The organism is Ramlibacter albus (assembly GCF_014297445.1).
GTDB classification, from domain to species: Bacteria; Pseudomonadota; Gammaproteobacteria; order Burkholderiales; family Burkholderiaceae_C; genus Ramlibacter; species Ramlibacter albus.
Genome location: NZ_JACORU010000010.1, coordinates 98,594 through 116,224, shown reverse-complemented (window position 1 = coordinate 116,224; position 17,631 = coordinate 98,594). Strand labels below are relative to the sequence as shown.

General features: G+C 68.5%; 19 protein-coding genes and 3 tRNA genes. 14 read left to right on the top strand and 8 right to left on the bottom strand.

Going from position 1 to position 17,631, the window contains the following annotated elements; translation table 11 throughout:
* Positions 1 to 18: 18 nt before the first annotated feature.
* Together argG and ppnP are read right to left on the bottom strand one after the other, a co-directional pair.
* The gene (gene argG, locus H8R02_RS22970) at positions 19 to 1,344 is read right to left on the bottom strand and encodes an argininosuccinate synthase (RefSeq protein ID WP_187083833.1); all 1,326 of its coding nucleotides are present in this window, start codon (positions 1,342 to 1,344) and stop codon (positions 19 to 21) included.
* A gap of 7 nt (positions 1,345 to 1,351) precedes the next feature.
* Positions 1,352 to 1,669 (bottom strand): pyrimidine/purine nucleoside phosphorylase, encoded by a 318-nt coding sequence (ppnP, locus tag H8R02_RS22965; protein ID WP_187083832.1) that lies wholly within the window; start codon positions 1,667 to 1,669, stop codon positions 1,352 to 1,354.
* 48 nt (positions 1,670 to 1,717) lie between these two features.
* Between ppnP and H8R02_RS22960 the strand changes: the two genes are divergently transcribed.
* The gene (locus tag H8R02_RS22960; RefSeq protein ID WP_187083831.1) at positions 1,718 to 2,326 is read left to right on the top strand and encodes an RNA polymerase sigma factor; all 609 of its coding nucleotides are present in this window, start codon (positions 1,718 to 1,720) and stop codon (positions 2,324 to 2,326) included.
* A gap of 13 nt (positions 2,327 to 2,339) precedes the next feature.
* Positions 2,340 to 3,140: an anti-sigma factor gene (locus H8R02_RS22955; RefSeq protein WP_187083830.1), complete on the top strand. Its 801-nt coding sequence runs from the start codon at positions 2,340 to 2,342 to the stop codon at positions 3,138 to 3,140.
* On the opposite strand, the gene H8R02_RS22950 is transcribed toward H8R02_RS22955, so the two are convergent.
* Together H8R02_RS22950 and H8R02_RS22945 are read right to left on the bottom strand one after the other, a co-directional pair.
* The gene (locus H8R02_RS22950) at positions 3,141 to 3,842 is read right to left on the bottom strand and encodes a glycine zipper 2TM domain-containing protein (protein ID WP_255429506.1); all 702 of its coding nucleotides are present in this window, start codon (positions 3,840 to 3,842) and stop codon (positions 3,141 to 3,143) included.
* 109 nt (positions 3,843 to 3,951) lie between these two features.
* Positions 3,952 to 4,305: an ArsC family reductase gene (locus tag H8R02_RS22945; RefSeq protein WP_187083828.1), complete on the bottom strand. Its 354-nt coding sequence runs from the start codon at positions 4,303 to 4,305 to the stop codon at positions 3,952 to 3,954.
* A gap of 23 nt (positions 4,306 to 4,328) precedes the next feature.
* On the opposite strand from H8R02_RS22945, the gene folC reads away from it, so the two are divergent.
* From folC to purF, 4 genes are read left to right on the top strand one after another with little or no spacing between them, the layout of a single operon-like run.
* Positions 4,329 to 5,633 (top strand): bifunctional tetrahydrofolate synthase/dihydrofolate synthase, encoded by a 1,305-nt coding sequence (gene folC, locus H8R02_RS22940; protein ID WP_187083827.1) that lies wholly within the window; start codon positions 4,329 to 4,331, stop codon positions 5,631 to 5,633.
* A gap of 4 nt (positions 5,634 to 5,637) precedes the next feature.
* Positions 5,638 to 6,420 carry an SPOR domain-containing protein gene (locus H8R02_RS22935; RefSeq protein WP_187083826.1) on the top strand — a complete coding sequence of 261 codons (783 nt, stop codon included), beginning with the start codon at positions 5,638 to 5,640 and terminating at the stop codon, positions 6,418 to 6,420.
* On the top strand, positions 6,421 to 6,909 hold the full coding sequence (locus H8R02_RS22930) for a CvpA family protein (protein ID WP_187083825.1): 489 nt from the start codon (positions 6,421 to 6,423) through the stop codon (positions 6,907 to 6,909). It begins immediately after the preceding gene.
* Positions 6,910 to 6,919: 10 nt separating this feature from the next.
* Entirely contained in the window at positions 6,920 to 8,431 is a 1,512-nt protein-coding gene (gene purF / locus H8R02_RS22925; protein WP_187083824.1) for an amidophosphoribosyltransferase, read from the top strand.
* Here the strand turns inward: purF and H8R02_RS22920 are convergent, their stop codons facing one another.
* Together H8R02_RS22920 and H8R02_RS22915 are read right to left on the bottom strand one after the other, a co-directional pair.
* Positions 8,432 to 8,848: a type II toxin-antitoxin system VapC family toxin gene (locus tag H8R02_RS22920; protein WP_187083823.1), complete on the bottom strand. Its 417-nt coding sequence runs from the start codon at positions 8,846 to 8,848 to the stop codon at positions 8,432 to 8,434.
* Complete coding sequence (locus H8R02_RS22915; protein ID WP_187083822.1) at positions 8,845 to 9,102, bottom strand: AbrB/MazE/SpoVT family DNA-binding domain-containing protein; 258 nt, start codon at positions 9,100 to 9,102, stop codon at positions 8,845 to 8,847. The genes H8R02_RS22920 and H8R02_RS22915 overlap by 4 nt, the downstream gene beginning before the upstream one ends.
* A 50-nt stretch (positions 9,103 to 9,152) precedes the next feature.
* On the opposite strand from H8R02_RS22915, the gene gltX reads away from it, so the two are divergent.
* Positions 9,153 to 10,535, top strand: coding sequence for a glutamate--tRNA ligase (gene gltX / locus H8R02_RS22910; protein ID WP_187083821.1), 1,383 nt, complete (start codon positions 9,153 to 9,155; stop codon positions 10,533 to 10,535).
* A gap of 12 nt (positions 10,536 to 10,547) precedes the next feature.
* Here the strand turns inward: gltX and H8R02_RS22905 are convergent, their stop codons facing one another.
* The gene (locus tag H8R02_RS22905) at positions 10,548 to 11,432 is read right to left on the bottom strand and encodes a DUF5672 family protein (protein WP_187083820.1); all 885 of its coding nucleotides are present in this window, start codon (positions 11,430 to 11,432) and stop codon (positions 10,548 to 10,550) included.
* A gap of 107 nt (positions 11,433 to 11,539) precedes the next feature.
* On the opposite strand from H8R02_RS22905, the gene H8R02_RS22900 reads away from it, so the two are divergent.
* The 4 genes from H8R02_RS22900 (at position 11,540) to H8R02_RS22885 (ending at position 12,427) form a co-directional block, all read left to right on the top strand.
* Positions 11,540 to 11,615, top strand: a tRNA-Ala gene (locus tag H8R02_RS22900).
* 29 nt (positions 11,616 to 11,644) lie between these two features.
* Positions 11,645 to 11,720, top strand: a tRNA-Glu gene (locus tag H8R02_RS22895).
* Between the two features lie 46 nt (positions 11,721 to 11,766).
* Positions 11,767 to 11,843, top strand: a tRNA-Asp gene (locus tag H8R02_RS22890).
* 89 nt (positions 11,844 to 11,932) lie between these two features.
* Positions 11,933 to 12,427, top strand: a complete 495-nt coding sequence (locus tag H8R02_RS22885; protein WP_187083819.1) for a hypothetical protein — start codon at positions 11,933 to 11,935, stop codon at positions 12,425 to 12,427.
* On the opposite strand, the gene H8R02_RS22880 is transcribed toward H8R02_RS22885, so the two are convergent.
* Complete coding sequence (locus tag H8R02_RS22880) at positions 12,424 to 13,287, bottom strand: LysR family transcriptional regulator (protein WP_187083818.1); 864 nt, start codon at positions 13,285 to 13,287, stop codon at positions 12,424 to 12,426. The two genes, H8R02_RS22885 and H8R02_RS22880, sit on opposite strands and share 4 nt — an antisense overlap.
* Before the next feature lie 211 nt (positions 13,288 to 13,498).
* Here H8R02_RS22880 and H8R02_RS22875 point away from each other — a divergent pair, with 211 nt between their 5' ends.
* The 3 genes from H8R02_RS22875 to H8R02_RS22865 are packed head-to-tail and all read left to right on the top strand — an operon-like array spanning position 13,499 to position 17,575.
* Positions 13,499 to 14,470 carry a tripartite tricarboxylate transporter substrate binding protein BugE gene (locus tag H8R02_RS22875; protein WP_187083817.1) on the top strand — a complete coding sequence of 324 codons (972 nt, stop codon included), beginning with the start codon at positions 13,499 to 13,501 and terminating at the stop codon, positions 14,468 to 14,470.
* Positions 14,471 to 14,510: 40 nt separating this feature from the next.
* Entirely contained in the window at positions 14,511 to 16,262 is a 1,752-nt protein-coding gene (locus H8R02_RS22870; protein WP_187083816.1) for a sensor histidine kinase, read from the top strand.
* Positions 16,259 to 17,575: a sigma-54-dependent transcriptional regulator gene (locus tag H8R02_RS22865; protein ID WP_187083815.1), complete on the top strand. Its 1,317-nt coding sequence runs from the start codon at positions 16,259 to 16,261 to the stop codon at positions 17,573 to 17,575. Before H8R02_RS22870 ends, H8R02_RS22865 begins: the two co-directional genes overlap by 4 nt.
* Positions 17,576 to 17,631: the final 56 nt, after the last annotated feature.

Below are 17,631 nucleotides of genomic sequence, written 5' to 3'. Positions count from 1 at the left end.
TCGCGGCCTTTTTGTTCGTCACTCCAGCGAAGGAAGCGGTGCGTCGCCGCCACCCTTCAACAAGCCGGCCCGCGAATACACGCCGAGCTTCTCGCGCGTGTCCGTGATGTCCAGGTTGCGCATCGTCAGCTGCCCGATGCGGTCCTTCGGCGTGAAGGGCGCGTTCTCCACCTTCTCCATCGACAGCCGCTCCGGCGCGTAGGTGAGGTTGGGCGACTCGGTGTTCAGCAGCGAGTAGTCGTTGCCGCGGCGCAGCTCCAGCGTCACCTCGCCCGTCACCGCGCGCGCCACCCAGCGCTGCGCCGTCTCGCGCAGCATGATGGCCTGCGGGTCGAACCAGCGGCCCTGGTAGAGCAGGCGGCCGAGCTTGCGGCCGTTGTCGCGGTACTGCTCGATCGTGTCCTCGTTGTGGATGCCGGTGACGAGGCGCTCGTAGGCAATGAACAGCAGCGCGAGCCCAGGCGCCTCGTAGATGCCGCGGCTCTTGGCCTCGATGATGCGGTTCTCGATCTGGTCGCTCATGCCCAGCCCGTGGCGGCCGCCGATGCGGTTGGCTTCGAGGATCAGCTCGACCGGGTCGTCGAAGGTCTTGCCGTTCAACGCGACGGGCTGGCCCTCTTCGAAACGCACGCGCACTTCCTCGGCCTTCACCGCGACGTCGTCGCGCCAGAAGGCCACGCCCATGATCGGGTTGACGATGCGCAGGCCGGCATTGAGGAACTCCAGGTCCTTCGCTTCGTGCGTCGCGCCCAGCATGTTGCTGTCGGTGCTGTACGCCTTCTCGGCGGACATCTTGTACGCGAAGCCACTGGCGGTCATGAACGCAGACATCTCCGCGCGGCCGCCCAGCTCGTCGATGAACTGCTGGTCCAGCCACGGCTTGTAGATCTTGAGCGACGGGTTGGTGAGCAGGCCGTAGCGGTAAAAGCGCTCGATGTCGTTGCCCTTGAAGGTGCTGCCGTCGCCCCAGATGTGGACGTCGTCCTCCTTCATCGCGGCCACGAGCATCGTGCCGGTCACCGCGCGGCCCAGCGGCGTGGTGTTGAAGTACGTCAGGCCTGCCGTCGAGATGTGGAAGGCGCCGGCCTGCAGGGCCGCGATGCCTTCGTGCGCCAGCTGCTTGCGGCAGTCCACGAGGCGTGCCTTCTCGGCGCCGTACTCCATCGCCTTCTTCGGGATGGCATCGTAGTCGCTCTCGTCGGGCTGGCCCAGGTTGGCGGTGTAGGCGTAGGGGATGGCGCCCTTCTTGCGCATCCAGTGCAGGGCGGCGGACGTGTCCAGGCCGCCGCTGAAGGCGATGCCGACTTTCTGGCCGGCGGGGAGGTTCTCGAGGATGGTGGTCATGCGCGCCTTAGGCGAAATGGCAGATGTAGTGGTAGGCCTCGGTGACCTTGATCTCGAAGCTGGAATTGGCGGGGATGCTGAACTTCTCGCCGGCGGCGGACTTCTTCCACTCGCTGGAGCCGGCCAGCTTGTACTCGCAGCTGCCGGCGACGCACTCCATCACCTCGGCCGCACCCGTGTTGAAGGTGAGGGTGGCGGGCAGCACCACGCCCACCGACTTCTTCGTGCCGTCGGCCAGCTGCAGGGTGTGGCTGACGCATTTGCCGTCGAAATACACATTGGCGCGGGTGGTGACGGCGGCGCCTTCGATTTTTTCGGTCATCATTCCCCGATTTTACGAATCCGGCGGGCTCGCCCCCGCGTACACGCTGCGATGGCCGCAAAAGACCTTCCCCAGGACACCCACCTTGCCGCGCTGCTCGGGCGCATCGGCGCCCGCCACGGCGAGCCGGCGCGCCAGCGCGACGCCGAGGTGGCGCTGCGCGAGCTGTACGACCTGAGCTCGTCCCGGCTCTTCGGCCTCGCCCTGCGCGTGGTCGGCAACCGCGAATGGGCCGAGGACGTGCTGCAGGAGGCGTACCTCACCGTCTGGCGCGCCGCCGGCGACTACCGCTCCAGCATCAGCCCGCCACTGGCCTGGATGGGCGTGATCGTGCGCAGCCGTGCGCTGGACTTCCTGCGCCGCCGCGCGAGCGAGCGCGCGGACACCACGCACGAGCTGGACGAGGCGATCAGCGAGACCGTGGCCGGCGATTCGCCCGATCCGCTGGACACCAGCCAGGCCAGCGAAACGGCATGGGCGCTGCATGAATGCCTGCGCAAGCTGGAGGCGCGGCAACGCGAGGTGCTGTCGCTGGCCTACCTGCGCGACCTGAGCCACAGCGAACTCGCCACGCAGCTGAAGCTGCCGCTGGGCACGGTCAAGACCTGGATCCGCCGCGGCCTGGACCAGCTGCGTGGCTGCATGGCGCGTTTCGCGTGAGAGGGGGCGAAAGATGGACCTGACTCGCCACCCCGACCTGCTGGACCGCATCGCGGCCGCCTATGCGCTCGGCACGCTGCGCGGCGGCGCGCGCCGCCGCTTCGAGGCCATGGGCCGCCAGAGCGCGACCGTGCGTGCGGCCGCGCTGCTGTGGCAGGAGCGCTTCGCGTCGCTCACAGAGCTGCAGCTGTCGCAAGCGCCCAGCCCGAACGTGTGGAAGCGCATCGAGAACCTGATCGAGCGGCCCGCTGCCCCGCCTGCAACGGCACGCTCGCCCTGGTGGGGCGGGCTGAACTTCTGGCGCGGCACCGGCGTGATCGGCAGCGCCATCGCGCTCGCGATCATGGTGGTCACGGTCAACATGAACCGCGAGCTCGCCGCCAAGGACCGCGAGCTGGCCGAACTGCAGCTGCGCGGCCGGCAGCTCGCGCAGCAGAACACGCAGCTCGCGGCGCAGCTGCAGGCGCAGCCGGAGATCCGCTACGTGGCCGTGCTCGCCGACGACAAGGCGGGCGCGTCGATGCTGGCGCTGTTCGACCCGAAGCACAACACGCTCACGCTCAAGCGCGTGGGCGACTACCGCGAGGCGGCCGACAAGTCGCTGCAACTCTGGGCTTTGCCACGGGATAGCGCGCCCCGTTCGATCGGCGTGCTGGGCGCCGAGCCTGTCGTCAAGCTGGCCGCCGTGGAGAACCAGCTGCAGACGTCCCCCGCGCTCGCGATCAGCCTGGAGCCCAAGGGCGGCGTCCCAAGCGAAACCGGCCCCACAGGGCCGGTGCTCTTCAAGGGCGCAGTGCTGCAGGCGCCGCTTTGATCAGCGCCAGTGGCGGTGGCCGTGGTAGCGGTGGCCGCCCCAGTAGCCGAAGTTGAGGGACACGCCCACGGGGTAGTAGTACGGGTACGGGCGGTAGTAGTAGGGCGCGGCGTAGACCACCGGCGCGACGGCGGGCAGCACAGTGACGGACTGGTCGATCACCGCCGGCGAAACATACGTTGTCGTCGCGCCACCCATGGACTGCGGCTGAGGACGCATTGGTTGCGCACCACCCGCACCACCCGCACCGACCGGGGTGACCTGCAGGTTCACGCTCGGGCCCGGGTCGTAGGGCATCTGCACCGTGTACTGCTTGCCGTTGTACTCGTACGTGACGTTGTAGCCGAGCGTGCGGTTCTCGTAGAAGGTCTGCGTGGTGCAGGCCTGCTGCACGGACGCGACGGGCGCGTTGCCACGGTTTTCCACGGAGTCGCCAACGGCGGCACCTGCAACGACACCGACGCCGGTGGCGGCCGCGCGGCCGAAACCGTGGCCGATGGTGTGGCCGAGCAGGCCGCCCACGATGGCGCCGACGACGGCGCCGCCACCGGACGACTGCGGCTGCTGCGTGACCACCTGCTGCTGGTTGCAGACCTGGCGGGGCACGGCCACCTGCTGGATGACGGGTGTGGAGGAGATGACGCGGCCGGTCTCCTGCGCGAGTGCGCCGGCGCCCACGAGGCCGAGTGCGAGGAACAACATGCACTTTTTCATGACTGGGCTCTCAAGTTTCGACTGGTGGTGAAATTTTAGGCAGCGCTTCCCTTCCCGAGCGGGAATAGTGGGTAAAGCTTGCGTAAAAACAGCTGGGCTAGCGCGAAAGGCCGCTCCACGCATCGGCGTCGAAACCGACCGTGGTCTGGCGCGCGTCCCATTGCACGACGGGCCGCTTGATCACGCTGGGCTGCTCCAGCATCAGCGCGCGGGCGCTCGCCGCGTCCTTCACGCGGGCCTGCATGGCGGGATCGAGCTTGCGCCACGTGGTGCCCTGGCGGTTCACGAGCTTCTCCCAGCCCACCTGCGAGATCCAGCGGTCCAGCGCGTCCTGCGGCACGCCCTGCTTCTTGAAGTCGTGGAAGGTGTAGTCGACACCTTCCTGCGCGAGCCAGGCGCGCGCCTTCTTCACGGTGTCGCAGTTCGTGATGCCAAAGAGCGTGATGGACATCCGTGAATCATACGGGTGGGACAATGCGGGCCATGGATTCGCTGCAAGACTGGCTGGCGCACTGCGAACGCCTGCACCCCAAGACCATCGAGCTGGGCCTGGACCGCGTGCGCGCGGTTGCAGGGCGCATGGGCCTGCGCTTCGATTGCCCGGTGATCACCGTCGCGGGCACGAACGGGAAGGGCTCGACCTGCGCCATGCTGGAGGCGATCGCGCTGCAGGCCGGCTGGCGGCCGGGCGTGTACACGTCGCCGCACCTCGTGCACTTCGAGGAGCGCTGCCGCGTCGGCGGCGAGATCGTGACCGAGGCGCAGCTCGTGCCGCAGTTCGCGCGCGTCGAGGCGGCGCGCGAGGGCGTGTCGCTCACGTATTTCGAGTTCACCACGCTGGCGATCCTGGGGCTGATGGCTGAATCGAAACTCGATGTCGCCATCCTCGAAGTGGGGCTGGGCGGCCGGCTCGACGCGGTCAACATCATCGACACCGACTGCGCGATCATCACCAGCATCGACCTGGACCACATGGAGTTCCTCGGGCCCGACCGCGAGAGCATCGGCCGCGAGAAGGCCGGCATCATGCGAGCGAACACGCCCGCCATCGTGAGCGACCCGGTCCCTCCGCGCAGCGTCGGCGACCATGCGGCCAACATCGGCGCCGACCTGTGGCTGATGGGCCGCGATTTCAACTTCTCCGGCGACAAGCAGCAGTGGAACTGGGCAGGCCGCGGGCGGCGCTACTCGGGCCTGGCGTATCCCGCGCTGCGCGGCGCGAACCAGTTGATCAACGCCTCGGGCGTGCTCGCGGCTTTCGAGGCGCTGCGCAGCAAGCTGCCGGTCACCGCCCAGGCCGTGCGCAACGGCCTCGCGATGGTGGAATTGCCCGGCCGCTTCCAGATCATCCCGGGCCAGCCCACGCTGGTGCTGGACGTCGCGCACAACCCGCATTCGGTGGCGGCACTCGCGGCCAACCTCGACGCGATGGGGTTCTACCCCACCACGCACGCGGTGTTCGGTGCGATGGCGGACAAGGACCTCGCGCCGATGTTCGCCAAGATCGGCCCGCTGGTGGACCGCTGGTACTTCACCGACCTGCCCACCGCGCGCGCCGCGAGTGCGCAGGACCTGCGCGCACGCTGGGAAGCTTCGAGCGGGCAGGCTAAGAAGCCCGTGCCGGTGAGCACCCATGCGAGCCCCGAGGACGCATTGCGCGCGGCGACGGCCGCCTGCGACCCCACTGATAGAATCGTGGTATTCGGATCGTTCTACACGGTCGGCGGCGTCTTGAAGGACGGCGTACCGCGCCTCCAAAGCAAGCATCTCGCAGCGTAACGACATGGCGTTGTTCAAGTTCCGCAAGGGTGGCGACGAGCCGCTGGCCGCCGCTCCCCCCGCCGAAAGCATCGAAGCCCTGCGCAGGCGCGCGCGCCATCGCTTGATCGGCGCCGCCGTGCTGGTGCTGGTGGGCATCATCGGCTTCCCGCTGGTGTTCGACACGCAGCCGCGGCCGATCCCCGTCGACATCCCCATCGAGATCCCCGACCGCGCGAAAGCCAAGCCGCTCGCGGTGCCGGCGCCCGCGCCCGCGCAAGCACCTGCCGCGGCGGCCGCGGGGCCCATCACATCGGCTTCGATGCCGGTGGCTGCCGCGGCACCCGCGCAAGCTGCGCCGGCACCGGCCGAGCCCAAAGCCGAAGCGCCCAAGGCCGTCGCGAAAGCGGAGCCGGCCAGGCCCGAACCCAAACCCGAAGCTCCCAAGCCCGTCGCCAAGGCCGAGCCCGCGAAGCCCGAGGCCGCCAAGCCGGCCGCGAAATCCGACGACGGCACGCGCGCGCAGGCGCTGCTCGAAGGCAAGCCGGTGCTCGTCTCGCCCGCCCCGGCCGCGGCCGAAGGCCGCTTCATCGTGCAGGTAGGCGCCTTTGCCGATGACGGCAAGGCGCGCGAGACGCGCCAGCGGGTGGAGCGCGCGGGCCTGAAGACCTACACGCACGTGGCCGAAACCAAGGACGGCAAGCGCACGCGGGTGCGCGTGGGCCCGTTCGCGACGCGCGCGGAGGCCGAGAAGGCCGCCGAGAAGATCAAGGGGCTGGATTTGCCGGCCGCCATCCTCACCTTGTAGATGGCGCCGCTCGACTGGATCGTCGTGGCCGTGCTGGTGGCCTCGCTGTTGCTGGGCGCCTGGCGCGGCCTGGTGTACGAGGTGCTGTCGGTGCTCAGCTGGTTGGCCGCTTTCATCGCGGCGCAGTGGCTGGCGGCGTGGATGGGTGGCCTGCTGCCGCTGGGCGATGCGGGGCGCGCGGTGCGTTACGCGGTGGGTTTCGTGCTGGTGTTCATCGCGGCGCTGTTCGCCGGTGGGCTGCTCGCGTGGCTCATCAAGAAGATGGTGGAGGCCATTGGCCTCAGGCCCGTGGACCGCACGCTGGGCGCCGCTTTCGGCGTCGTGCGGGGGATCGTGCTGGTGCTCGCGTTGGCGGTGGTGGTGAACTTGACGCCGCTGAAGGGCTCCGACTGGTGGAACGAATCGAAGGCGGCCGGGGTGTCCACGGCCGCGCTGCGGGGCCTGAAGCCCGTGCTGCCGGAAACCTTCGGCAGCTATTTGCCTTCTTGAAGGAAAGCTTATGTGTGGAATCGTCGGCGTCGTCAGCAATGCGCCCGTCAACCAGCTGATCTACGACGCGCTGCTGCTGCTGCAGCACCGCGGCCAGGACGCCGCCGGCATCGTCACGCAGCAGGGCCGCAAGGTCTACATGCACAAGGCCAAGGGCATGGTGAAGGACGTGTTCCGCACGCGCAACATGCGCGCGCTGCCTGGCAACGCGGGGCTGGGCCAGGTGCGCTACCCCACGGCCGGCAATGCCGACAGCGAAGAGGAGGCGCAGCCCTTCTACGTGAACGCGCCGTTCGGCATCACGCTCGCGCACAACGGCAACCTCACCAACGCGCAGGCGCTGAAGGCGGAGCTGTTCTCCACGGACCATCGGCACATCAACACGGAGAGCGACACCGAAGTGCTGCTCAACGTGCTGGCGCACGAGCTGGAGCGCGCCACGCGCGGCCTGCCGCTGAAACCCGAGGACGTGTTCACGGCCGTGTCGAACGTGCACCGCCGCGTGCGCGGCTCGTACGCAGTCGTGTGCCTGATCGCGGGCCACGGCATGCTGGCTTTCCGCGACCCGTACGGCATCCGCCCCCTGTGCGTGGGCCGCAGCGCCGACGGCACGGTGATGGTGGCGAGCGAGTCCGTCACGCTGGAAGGCACCGGCCACAAGTTCGACCGCAACATCCTTCCGGGCGAAGCGATCTTCGTCGACCTCGAAGGCAACCTGCACGCCAGGCAATGCGCGGAGAACCCGAAGCTCAACCCGTGCATCTTCGAGTTCGTGTACCTCGCGCGGCCCGACTCCGTGCTCGACGGCATCTCCGTCTACCAGGCGCGCCTGAACCTCGGCGAGACGCTGGCCAAGCGCGTGATCTCCACGCTTCCGCCCAGCGAGATCGACGTGGTGATCCCCATCCCCGAGTCGAGCCGCCCGAGCGCGATGCAGCTCGCGCAGCTGCTGGGCATCCCTTATCGCGAAGGCTTCGTCAAGAACCGCTATGTGGGCCGCACCTTCATCATGCCGGGGCAGGCGGTGCGCAAGAAGTCGGTGCGCCAGAAGCTGAACGTGATCGCCAGCGAGTTCAAGGGCCGCAACGTGCTGCTCGTCGATGACTCCATCGTGCGCGGGACCACGAGCCGCGAGATCGTGCAGATGGCCCGGGAGGCCGGTGCGCGCAAGGTCTACATGGCCAGCGCCGCGCCGCCGGTGCGCTTCCCCAACGTCTACGGCATCGACATGCCCACCCCGCAGGAACTGGTGGCGCACGGCCGCACGGTGGACGAAGTGAAGGCGCTGATCGGCTGCGACGAGCTGATCTACCAGGACGTCGACGGCATGAAGAAGGCCATCGGTTCGCTCAACGCCAAGCTCGACGGCTTCGACGCGTCGTGTTTCGACGGCGTGTACGTCACCGGTGACATCAACCCCGAGGACATCGCCCGCATCAACGAGGCGCGCATCGGCCAGGAAGACCCGCTGGAGGAGAACAGCCGCTCGCGGCTGACGATCCCGAACGCGCAGGAGGCGTGATCAGGCGGGGACGCGAACGTCTGGGCGCAGCCCGAGCTTGCGAGCCCGGCGTGCGAACTTGCGGTCGTCGAAGCTGAACATCGCTTCACAGTGATCGCAGGCCCTCAGGTGCAGGGCATCCGAGAAGTCGAGACCATCGAGATGGTCCTGGACAGCAGCCATCACGCGCGGTGTCAACTCGAGTGTGACGTGGGGCAGCCCCGCCAGATGGCGGACGATTTTCGCGAAGCCCGCCGGGGGGAGCTTGTAGTAGGAGCGCGCCAGCCACTCGAACTCCGCGATGACGGTGAGTGGAACGAACAAGGCGACCCCCGCCGCGACCAAGTCCTTGGCGAGCGCGTTCTGGACGATCGCCTCGTCATCCTCGGGGTCCTCGATGTAGAACCGCGCCAGCACGTTGGTGTCGAGAGCGATCACTTGCTGCGGGCCTTTGCCATTTCGACCGCGACGTCGAAGTCCGCGAGCCTGCGCTTGCCACCGCTCGGCTTTGCCCTGAACATGAGGAAGCCTGAATCGATGTCGCTCTGCGCGACGTTGTGGCGCACGTTCACTCGAATGGTGGTGCCCTCCAGCTCGAATTCGAGTTCGGTACCGGGTTTGATGCCAAGGTTGCGCCGTATGCTTGCCGGAATGACGACCTGGCCCTTGTCGGAAACGGTCACAGTGGTCATGATTCTTACGTGGTAAGACGAAGTCCCAGTGTAGCGGTAAAATCGCCTGGATGAAAGTCCGCACCCGTTTCGCCCCGTCCCCTACCGGCTTCATCCACCTCGGCAACATCCGCTCCGCGCTCTACCCCTGGGCCTTCGCGCGCTCGCAGGGTGGCGACTTCATCCTGCGCATCGAGGACACCGACCTCGAGCGCTCGTCGCAGGCGGCGGTGGACGTCATCCTCGAAGGCATGGCGTGGCTCGGGCTCGACCACGACGAGGGGCCGTTCTACCAGATGCAGCGGATGGACCGCTACCGCGAAGTCCTCGCGCAGATGAAGGAGCAGGGGCTCGTGTACCCCTGCTACATGAGCGTCGAGGAGCTGGACAAGCTGCGTGAGCGGCAAATGGCCAACAAGGAAAAGCCGCGCTACGACGGCACCTGGCGGCCCGAGCCCGGCAAGACGCTGCCGCAGGTGCCCGAGGGCGTGCAGCCCGTGCTGCGCTTTCGCAACCCCATCGGCGGCAGCGTGGTGTGGGACGACAAGGTCAAGGGCCGCATCGAGATCAGCAACGACGAGCTCGACGACCTCGTGATCGCGCGGCCCGACGGCACGCCGACGTACAACTTCTGCGTGGTGGTGGACGACATCGACATGCAGATCACGCACGTGATCCGCGGCGACGACCACGTGAACAACACGCCGCGGCAGATCAACATCTTCCGCGCTCTCGGCAAGGAGCCGCCGGTTTATGCGCACCTGCCCACCGTGCTCAACGAGCAGGGCGAGAAGATGAGCAAGCGCAATGGCGCCAAGCCCGTCACGCAGTACCGCGAAGAGGGCTACCTGCCCGACGCCATGGTGAACTACCTCGCGCGCCTGGGCTGGAGCCACGGCGACGACGAGATCTTCTCGCGCGAGCAGTTCCTTCAGTGGTTCGACCTCGACCACCTGGGCCGCAGCGCCGCGCAGTTCGACGAGGCCAAGCTGCGCTGGGTGAACGCGCAGCACATGAAGGCCATGCCCGACGATGCGCTGGCGGTGCTCGTCGAAGCGCAGCTGAAGAAGCGCGGCGTCACGCCCGATGTGCGCCTGCCGGCGATCTGCGCGCTGTTCAAGGACCGCTGCGACACGACCGTGATGCTCGCCGACTGGGCGGCCCGCTTCTACACGCCCGTGGAGCGCAACGCCGAAGAAGCCGCGAAGCACCTCACCGATGCCGTCAAGCCTGCGGTGTCGATGCTCGCAAAGATGCTCGAAGGCGGGCCGTGGACGAAGGAAGCGATCGCCGAGTCCGTGAAGGAGACGCTGCGGGCCACCGGCCTGAAGATGCCGCAGCTGGCGATGCCGGTGCGGGTGCTCGTGATGGGCACGGCGCAGACCCCGTCGCTCGATGCGGTGCTGGCGCTGTGTACGCGCGAGCAGGTGCTGCAGCGGCTGCGCGCGTTCTGAACCAGGCCGCGGTCAGTAGACAACCCGCCTGACGCAGGCCGTAAACACGTCGTTCAGGTTGGCGCGATCGGGATCGAGGCCTAGCAAGCCTGCCGCCCGGACACCGATCGCCAGTGCAGTCTTTTCTCGCCCCGATTGAAGCAGGCGCTCGATCAGCAAGCCCGTGTTCCAGGACGTGAGGACGCTGCGCCGCGAGTTCCCGAGCCGGTTGTCGACCAGGTCGAGCAGCTCCGGGTCGCCGAGGGCCAGGTGGAAGTTGAAGAAACCGTGGAAGCCGAAGGTCGTGTCCGCGTACAGGTGCGGTTCGGTCCGGCGCGCGCGTGCGGAATTCTGGTTTTCCACCGAGAAGTGCCGGGCGAGTTCGACCGGCGCGTACCGGATGCTTTCTTCGCGTTCGAGGTGGTCGGCTGCCACGCAGCAGATGGCGTAGTCCTCGGGCAGGTCGGTGTCCTCGGTGACCATGCGCTCGATGGCGTTCACCAGCTTGGCCGAGCGCAGGCTGAACCCACCGTTGCCCACCCGGCGCTGCCCATCGGCCCGGTCTTCCCGCGCAAAGATGGCACCAATGTAGTCGCAGTCCATGAATTCGGCCCGCCACGCGGCGGGGTCGATGACGAACCCGTCCCACTGGAACACGAGCACGAACGGCGTGGCGAAGTGGCGGCCCAGCGAGCGAAGGATGTAATTGGAATACGCACCGCGCCCGCGCAGTGGCTGGATGAAGTCGACTCGCAGCCCTTCGACAGGCGTCGCTTCGAGGTAAGGCCGGATCGCCTCGTCCGTGACGAGCACCACCTGCGCGAACCCCAGCCTCGCCATGCGCGAGCAGGCATCCAGCGCCAGCTCGTGGTTGAGTGTGTCGACGCAGACCGCGGTGATCGACCGGAAATCGCCCATGCGCGGAACTTAGGCAGCGCCACGTGACACGGCAACTGACCGAACGTCTCGCGCAGCCCGGCGGCACCGCAAAAAATGACGCTATAATGCGAGGCTCGACACCCAACGGGGGTATAGCTCAGCTGGGAGAGCGCTTGCATGGCATGCAAGAGGTCAGCGGTTCGATCCCGCTTACCTCCACCAAAGTGTCGAAGATAATCAGTCCAGGTTTTGACCCTATCGTCTAGAGGCCTAGGACATCACCCTTTCACGGTGAGTACCGGGGTTCGAATCCCCGTAGGGTCGCCAAGTTTTGCTGCACTTGGCTCGCGAGAGCGAAACGCAGCACCGACGCGGAGTGGTAGTTCAGTCGGTTAGAATACCGGCCTGTCACGCCGGGGGTCGCGGGTTCGAGTCCCGTCCACTCCGCCAGAGGTTCCAGCAAGAACGCCACGCCCCAAAGCGTGGCGTTTTTCATTGGCGCGGCCGAACTCCGGCCCCGCGCGCGGGCTCCAACTGCCATGCCGAAGTTCCTCCTGCCTTCCGCGGCCGCGCTGCTGCTTGCCGGCTGTGCCATCGGTTTCGGTTTTGGCGACGTGCCGCCCGGCACGCCGCGCGACCAGGTGCTCGCGCGCATGGGCGCGCCCAGCCGCGTCGTGCGCCTGCCCAATGGTGGCGAGCGCCTGCAGTACACGCTGCAGCCCGCGGGCCAGTACGCTTGGATGGTCGACCTCGACGCGTCCGGCAAGGTCGTCGCCGCGCGGCAGGTGCTCACCGAGCGCGACTTCCACCGCATCGTGCCCGGCGAGTGGACACGTGCCGACATCGAACGCGAGTTCGGCCCGCCCGCGCGGGTCGAGGGCGTGGGCAGCTGGAACGGCCCGATCTGGACCTACCGCTGGCGCGACATGGGCGGCGCGGACATGTTCTATTCGGTGTACTTCGACGCGCAAGGCATCGTGCGCCGCGCGCACCCGAGCATGGAAGTGCGCGACCGGTTCTTCGACCGCTCCTAATTCAGCGCCAGCATTTCCTGCAGCCGCTTCAGCGCCGTCGACGCGGTGCCGTTCCACACGAGGTGCGTGTGGTTCTTCCGCACCTTCGCCGGCACTTCGTGCTGCTGCACTTCATGCGCCGCGCGCAAGGCGAACAGCAATGACCGCGGCACCAGCGCGAAGCCGGTGCCGGCCGCCACGCACGCGATCATGGCCTGGTAGGAGCCGAACTCCAGCGTGCGCGCGGGCATCACGGCCGACGCACCCAGCCAGTCCTGCAGGCGGCGGCGGTACGAGCAGCCGTCCGCAAAAGCGATGAGCGTCATGCCTTCGAGGTCGGCCGCGCGCTTGACCTCGGGCACGCCCTTGGCGGTGACGAGCACGAGCTCCTCCTCGAACACCTTCATCGCCTGCAGCCCAGGCGCCGTGAACGGCTCCGAAACGAACGCCGCCTCGATCTCGTAATTGGCGACGCGCTGCACGAGCGCGCCCGTGGTGCCCGTCACCAGTTCCACCACCACGCCGGGGTACTGCTTGTGGAAGCGCGAGAGGATCGGCGGCAACCGGCTGCCCGCGGTGCTTTCCAGCGAGCCGACGCGGAACACGCCGGTTGCGACACCATTGCGCAGTTCGGCCTCCGCCTCGTCGGCGAGGCGGAAGAGGCGCTGCGCATACGACAGCAGCAACTCGCCTTCGGCCGACAGCACCAGCCCGCGCCCCTGCTTGCGAAAGAGGGCCGTGCCCAGCCGCTGCTCCAGCTGCTTGATGCGCGTCGTGACGTTGGACTGCACGCGGTGCAGTTTCTCGGACGCGCGGATGATCCCGCCTTCCTCCACCACGGTGCGGAAGATCTCCAGCGACTCCAGGTCGATCGTTCTCATGCGAAGAACCTTTTGGGCGAAACGTTCGGCAGCGCCATTTTGCGCCCGTTCCGGCGCGCCGGAACGCGGCATGTGGGGATTCCGGGAATCCGGCCGCCCCGAGGGCGTTGCGCCACGGCTTCCCTCTGCAAGCGGATACGTGGAACCACGCACGTGCGCTGGCATGCGCGTTGCAGACATTGGCCGCGCAACCCATCGCAAGGAGACAACCATGTTGCGCAGACACTTCCTCGCCGCTTCGGCCGGCACCTTCGCATCCACGCTCGCGCTGCCCGCCTTCGCGGCCTTCCCGGACCGCCCGATCAAGCTCGTCGTGCCCTTCGCCCCGGGCGGCACCACGGACATCATCGCGCGCGTGGTCGCGGACCCGCTCTCCCGCGCGCTCGGCCAGCCGGTCGTCGTGGACAACCGCGGCGGCGCCGGCGGCGTGATCGGCGCGATGGAAACGGTGCGCTCCACGCCCGACGGCTACTCGCTCGGCCTGGCCACCGTGTCCACCACGGCCGCCGTGCCCGCCATCAACCCGAAGGCCGGCTACGACCCCTCGAAGGACTTCACGCCGATCATCAACATCGCCGCGACCCCGAACGTCGTGGCCGTGCACCCCAGCTTCCCGGCGCGCACTTACGCCGAGTTCGTCAACGAGCTGAAGAAGCGCCCCGGCAAGTACTCGCACGCGTCGTCCGGCACCGGCACCATCCTCCATCTGCAGATGGAGCTGTACAAGGGCCTGAGCCAGACCTTCGTCACGCACATCCCCTACCGCGGCTCGGGCCCCGCGCTGAACGACGCCGTGGCGGGCCAGGTGCCCATCATCTTCGACAACCTGCCATCCGCGCTGCCCTTCATCAAGGAGAACAAGCTCGTGCCGATCGTGGTCGCCGCGCCGCAGCGCGTCGCCGTGCTGCCCAACGTGCCGACCTTCCAGGAGGTGGGCCTGGACGCCGTCAACCGCATGGCCTATTACGGCATCGTCGGCCCGCGCAACCTGCCCAGGGACGTCGTCGAGAAGGTCCACGCGGGCGTCATGAAGGCGCTGGGCGACCCGGCGGTGCGCAAGCGCATCGAGGACACGGGCTCGCTCGTCATCGCCAACAGCTCGCAGCAGTTCGGCGACCAGATCCGCGCCGAGTACGAGGTCTACCGCAAGGTCGTGAAGGAGCGCGGCCTCAAGCTGGATTAATACGTACGACAGATGCGCCGGCGCATGCCATATTGATCCGATGGCTGCATCCGCGCTCACTCGCAGGGCGCTGCCGTACCTGGTGGCGGCGGCGCTCTGCCTGCTTTGCGGCTGGGCGGCTTTCCAGGCCGCGCTGGCCGCGCAGCTCAATGCGGAGAAGGCCGCGTCCGCGCGCCGCCTCGAATTCTTCACCCTCAGCCTCGAGAACACCCTCAGCCGCCACGAGGCGCTGCCCGGGCTGATGGTGCTGGAACGCAAGCTGGGCGCGGCGCTGGACCGCGAGAGCGGCGCGCGCGCGGCCGCCAACCACTACCTCGAAGCCGTGGCGCAAGCCGCGCGGCTGTCCGCGGCCTACCTGATGGACGCCGAGGGCGAGACGCTCGCGGCGAGCAACTGGAACCAGCAGGTCAACTTCGTGGGCCGCAACTACGCGTTCCGGCCTTACGTGCGCGAGGCACTGGCCGGCAGCTTCGGCCGGTTCTACGGCATCGGCGCAACCACCGGCGAGGCCGGTTACTTCCTCGCGTCGAAGCTGCGCTCGCCGGGCGGCGCGCAAGGCGTGATCGCGATCAAGGTGGGCTTGCAGCCGTTCGAGGACGCGCTGCGCCAGAGCGGCGAGGCGGTGCTCCTCGTCGACCGGGCGGGCGTGGTGATCCTCAGCTCGGTACCGGAATGGAAGTACTCGGCGCTGCAGCCGCTGGACGCGGCCGCGCGCGCGCGCCTCGCCGATGCGCGCCAGTACGGCGGCCAGCCGCTGCCGGCCATCACACCCGGCGGCATCGCACCGGCGCAGCGCGAAGCCCGCGTCGCGCGCGGTGGTGTGGACGCCGATTACGCCATCGTGCGCCAGGGCGTCGGCGTGCTCGGCTGGCAGATGCTGGTGCTGGTGGACCAGCGTGCCGCGCGCGCATCGGCCGCCGTGGCCGCTGTCGCCGGCGCCGCGCTTGCGGCGATCGTCGTCGGTCTCTGGTTCCACCTGCGGCTGGCCCGCGCGGAGCGCGAGAAGACCCGCCGCGCCGAGCGCGAGTTGCGCGAGGTGAGCGAGGAGCTCGATCGCAAGTCGGCCCAGCTGCAGCGCACCGAGGCGATCCTTCGCACCGCGAACGACGCCGCCGTGCAGGCGGGCAAGCTCACGATGCTGGGCCAGATGTCCGCCGGCATGACGCACGAGCTGAACCAGCCGCTCGCTGCCTTGCACACGCTCTCGGACAACGCGGTGCAGCTCATCGAGCACGGCCGCGTCGCCGAGGCGCGCGAGAACCTCACGCTCATCGCGCAGCTCGTGGCGCGCATGGGCCGCATCGTCACGCAGCTGAAGGTGTTCGCGCGCAAGGAGCCGGGCACCATGGGCGACGTCGACGTACTGCGCGCGGTCGACAACGCGCTGCTGATCCTCGAGCCCGCGCGGCGCGAGGCGGGGGCGAGCATCGACACGTCCGGTGTGCAGGCGCGGCTGCACGTGCGGGCCGACGCCGTGCGGCTGGAGCAAGTCATCGTCAACCTGCTGCGCAACGGCCTCGACGCGGCGGGCCACGGCGGCGCACTGCGCGTGTGGACCCGCTGCGAAGGCGGTGCGGTCACCGTGTTCGTCCACGACAACGGGCCGGGGCTCGCGCAGGAGGCGCTGGGGCGTTTGTTCGAGCCCTTCCACACCACCAAGCCGGTGGGGCAGGGGTTGGGCCTGGGGCTCGCGCTGTCGCTCACCATCGTCGAGAGCTTCGGCGGCCGGCTCGAAGGCCGCAATGCCGCGGATGGCGGCGCGGAATTCTCGGTGCGCCTGGAGGCGGCATGACCATGAACGAGCCGCGGCGCGCGCGCGTGTTCCTCGTCGAGGACGACCCCATCGTGCGCCGCGGCAGCGAGCAGGCGCTCGCGCTCGCGCAGATCGACGTGCTGGCTTTCGGCGACGCCGAGTCGGCGCTGGCCGCGCTCGCGCAGGAGCAGCCGTGGGCGGTGGTCACCGACGTGAAGCTGCCGCGCATGGGCGGGCTCGAATTGCTGGCGGAGCTGCGCAAGCGCGACCGCGAACTGCCCGTCATCCTGGCCACCGGCCATGGCGACGTGACGATGGCGGTGGAGGCGATGCGCGAAGGCGCGTACGACTTCATCGAGAAGCCGTTCTCGTCGGAACGCCTCGTCGACACCGTGCGGCGCGCCACCGAACGCCGCGCGCTCGTGGTGGAGAACCGGCACCTGCGCGAACAGTTGCGCGGCGCCGGTGACATGCCGCTGATCGGCCAGTCGCCGCCGATGCAGGAATTGCGGCGGCAGGTTGCCGCGCTCGCACCGGCCGCGGTGGACGTGCTGCTGCGCGGCGAAACCGGCTCGGGCAAGGAGGTCGTGGCGCGCGCGTTGCACGCGATGAGCGGGCGCGCCGGGCCGTTCGTGGCGGTCAACTGCGGTGCGCTGCCGGAGAACATCGTGGAGAGCGAGCTGTTCGGCCACGAGGCGGGCGCGTTCACCGGCGCGACGAAGCGGCGCGTCGGCCGCGTCGAGTACGCGCACCACGGCACGCTGTTCCTCGACGAGATCGAATCGATGCCACTGGCCACGCAGGTCAAGCTGCTTCGTGTGCTGCAGGACCGCCGCGTCGAGCGCCTGGGCGGCAACCAGCAGGTGGCGGTGGACTGCAGGGTGGTCGCCGCGGCAAAGGATGACCTGAAAGAGCTCGCGGCGCAAGGCCGCTTCCGGCCCGACCTCTACTATCGATTGAATGTGGTGTCGCTCGCGATACCGCCGCTGCGCGAACGCCCCGGCGACGTGCCGCTGTTGATGGCGCATTTCGTTCGCGAAGCCGCGCAGCGCTTCGGCAAGCCGCCGGTGGAATGGAGCGACCGCGACATGCTGCGCTGGCAACAGTACGGCTGGCCGGGCAACGTGCGCGAGCTTCGCAACGTGGCCGAGCGGGTGGCGCTCGGCCTGCCCGATGGGCTGGAGCCGGTGGCGGCCGATCCGGGCTCGACCTTGCCGCAAAGGCTCGAGGCGGTGGAGCGCAGCCTCATCCGCGACGCGATGGCTGTCGCGCACGACAACGTGGCGCGTGCCGCCGAGCTGCTCGGGATCCCGAAGAAGACGCTCTACGACAAGCTCGGCCGCCTCAAGTGAGCCCGACAGCGGCTCGCGGCGGATTCGCACCCGCGGGAACGGGGGCCCGGCTAACA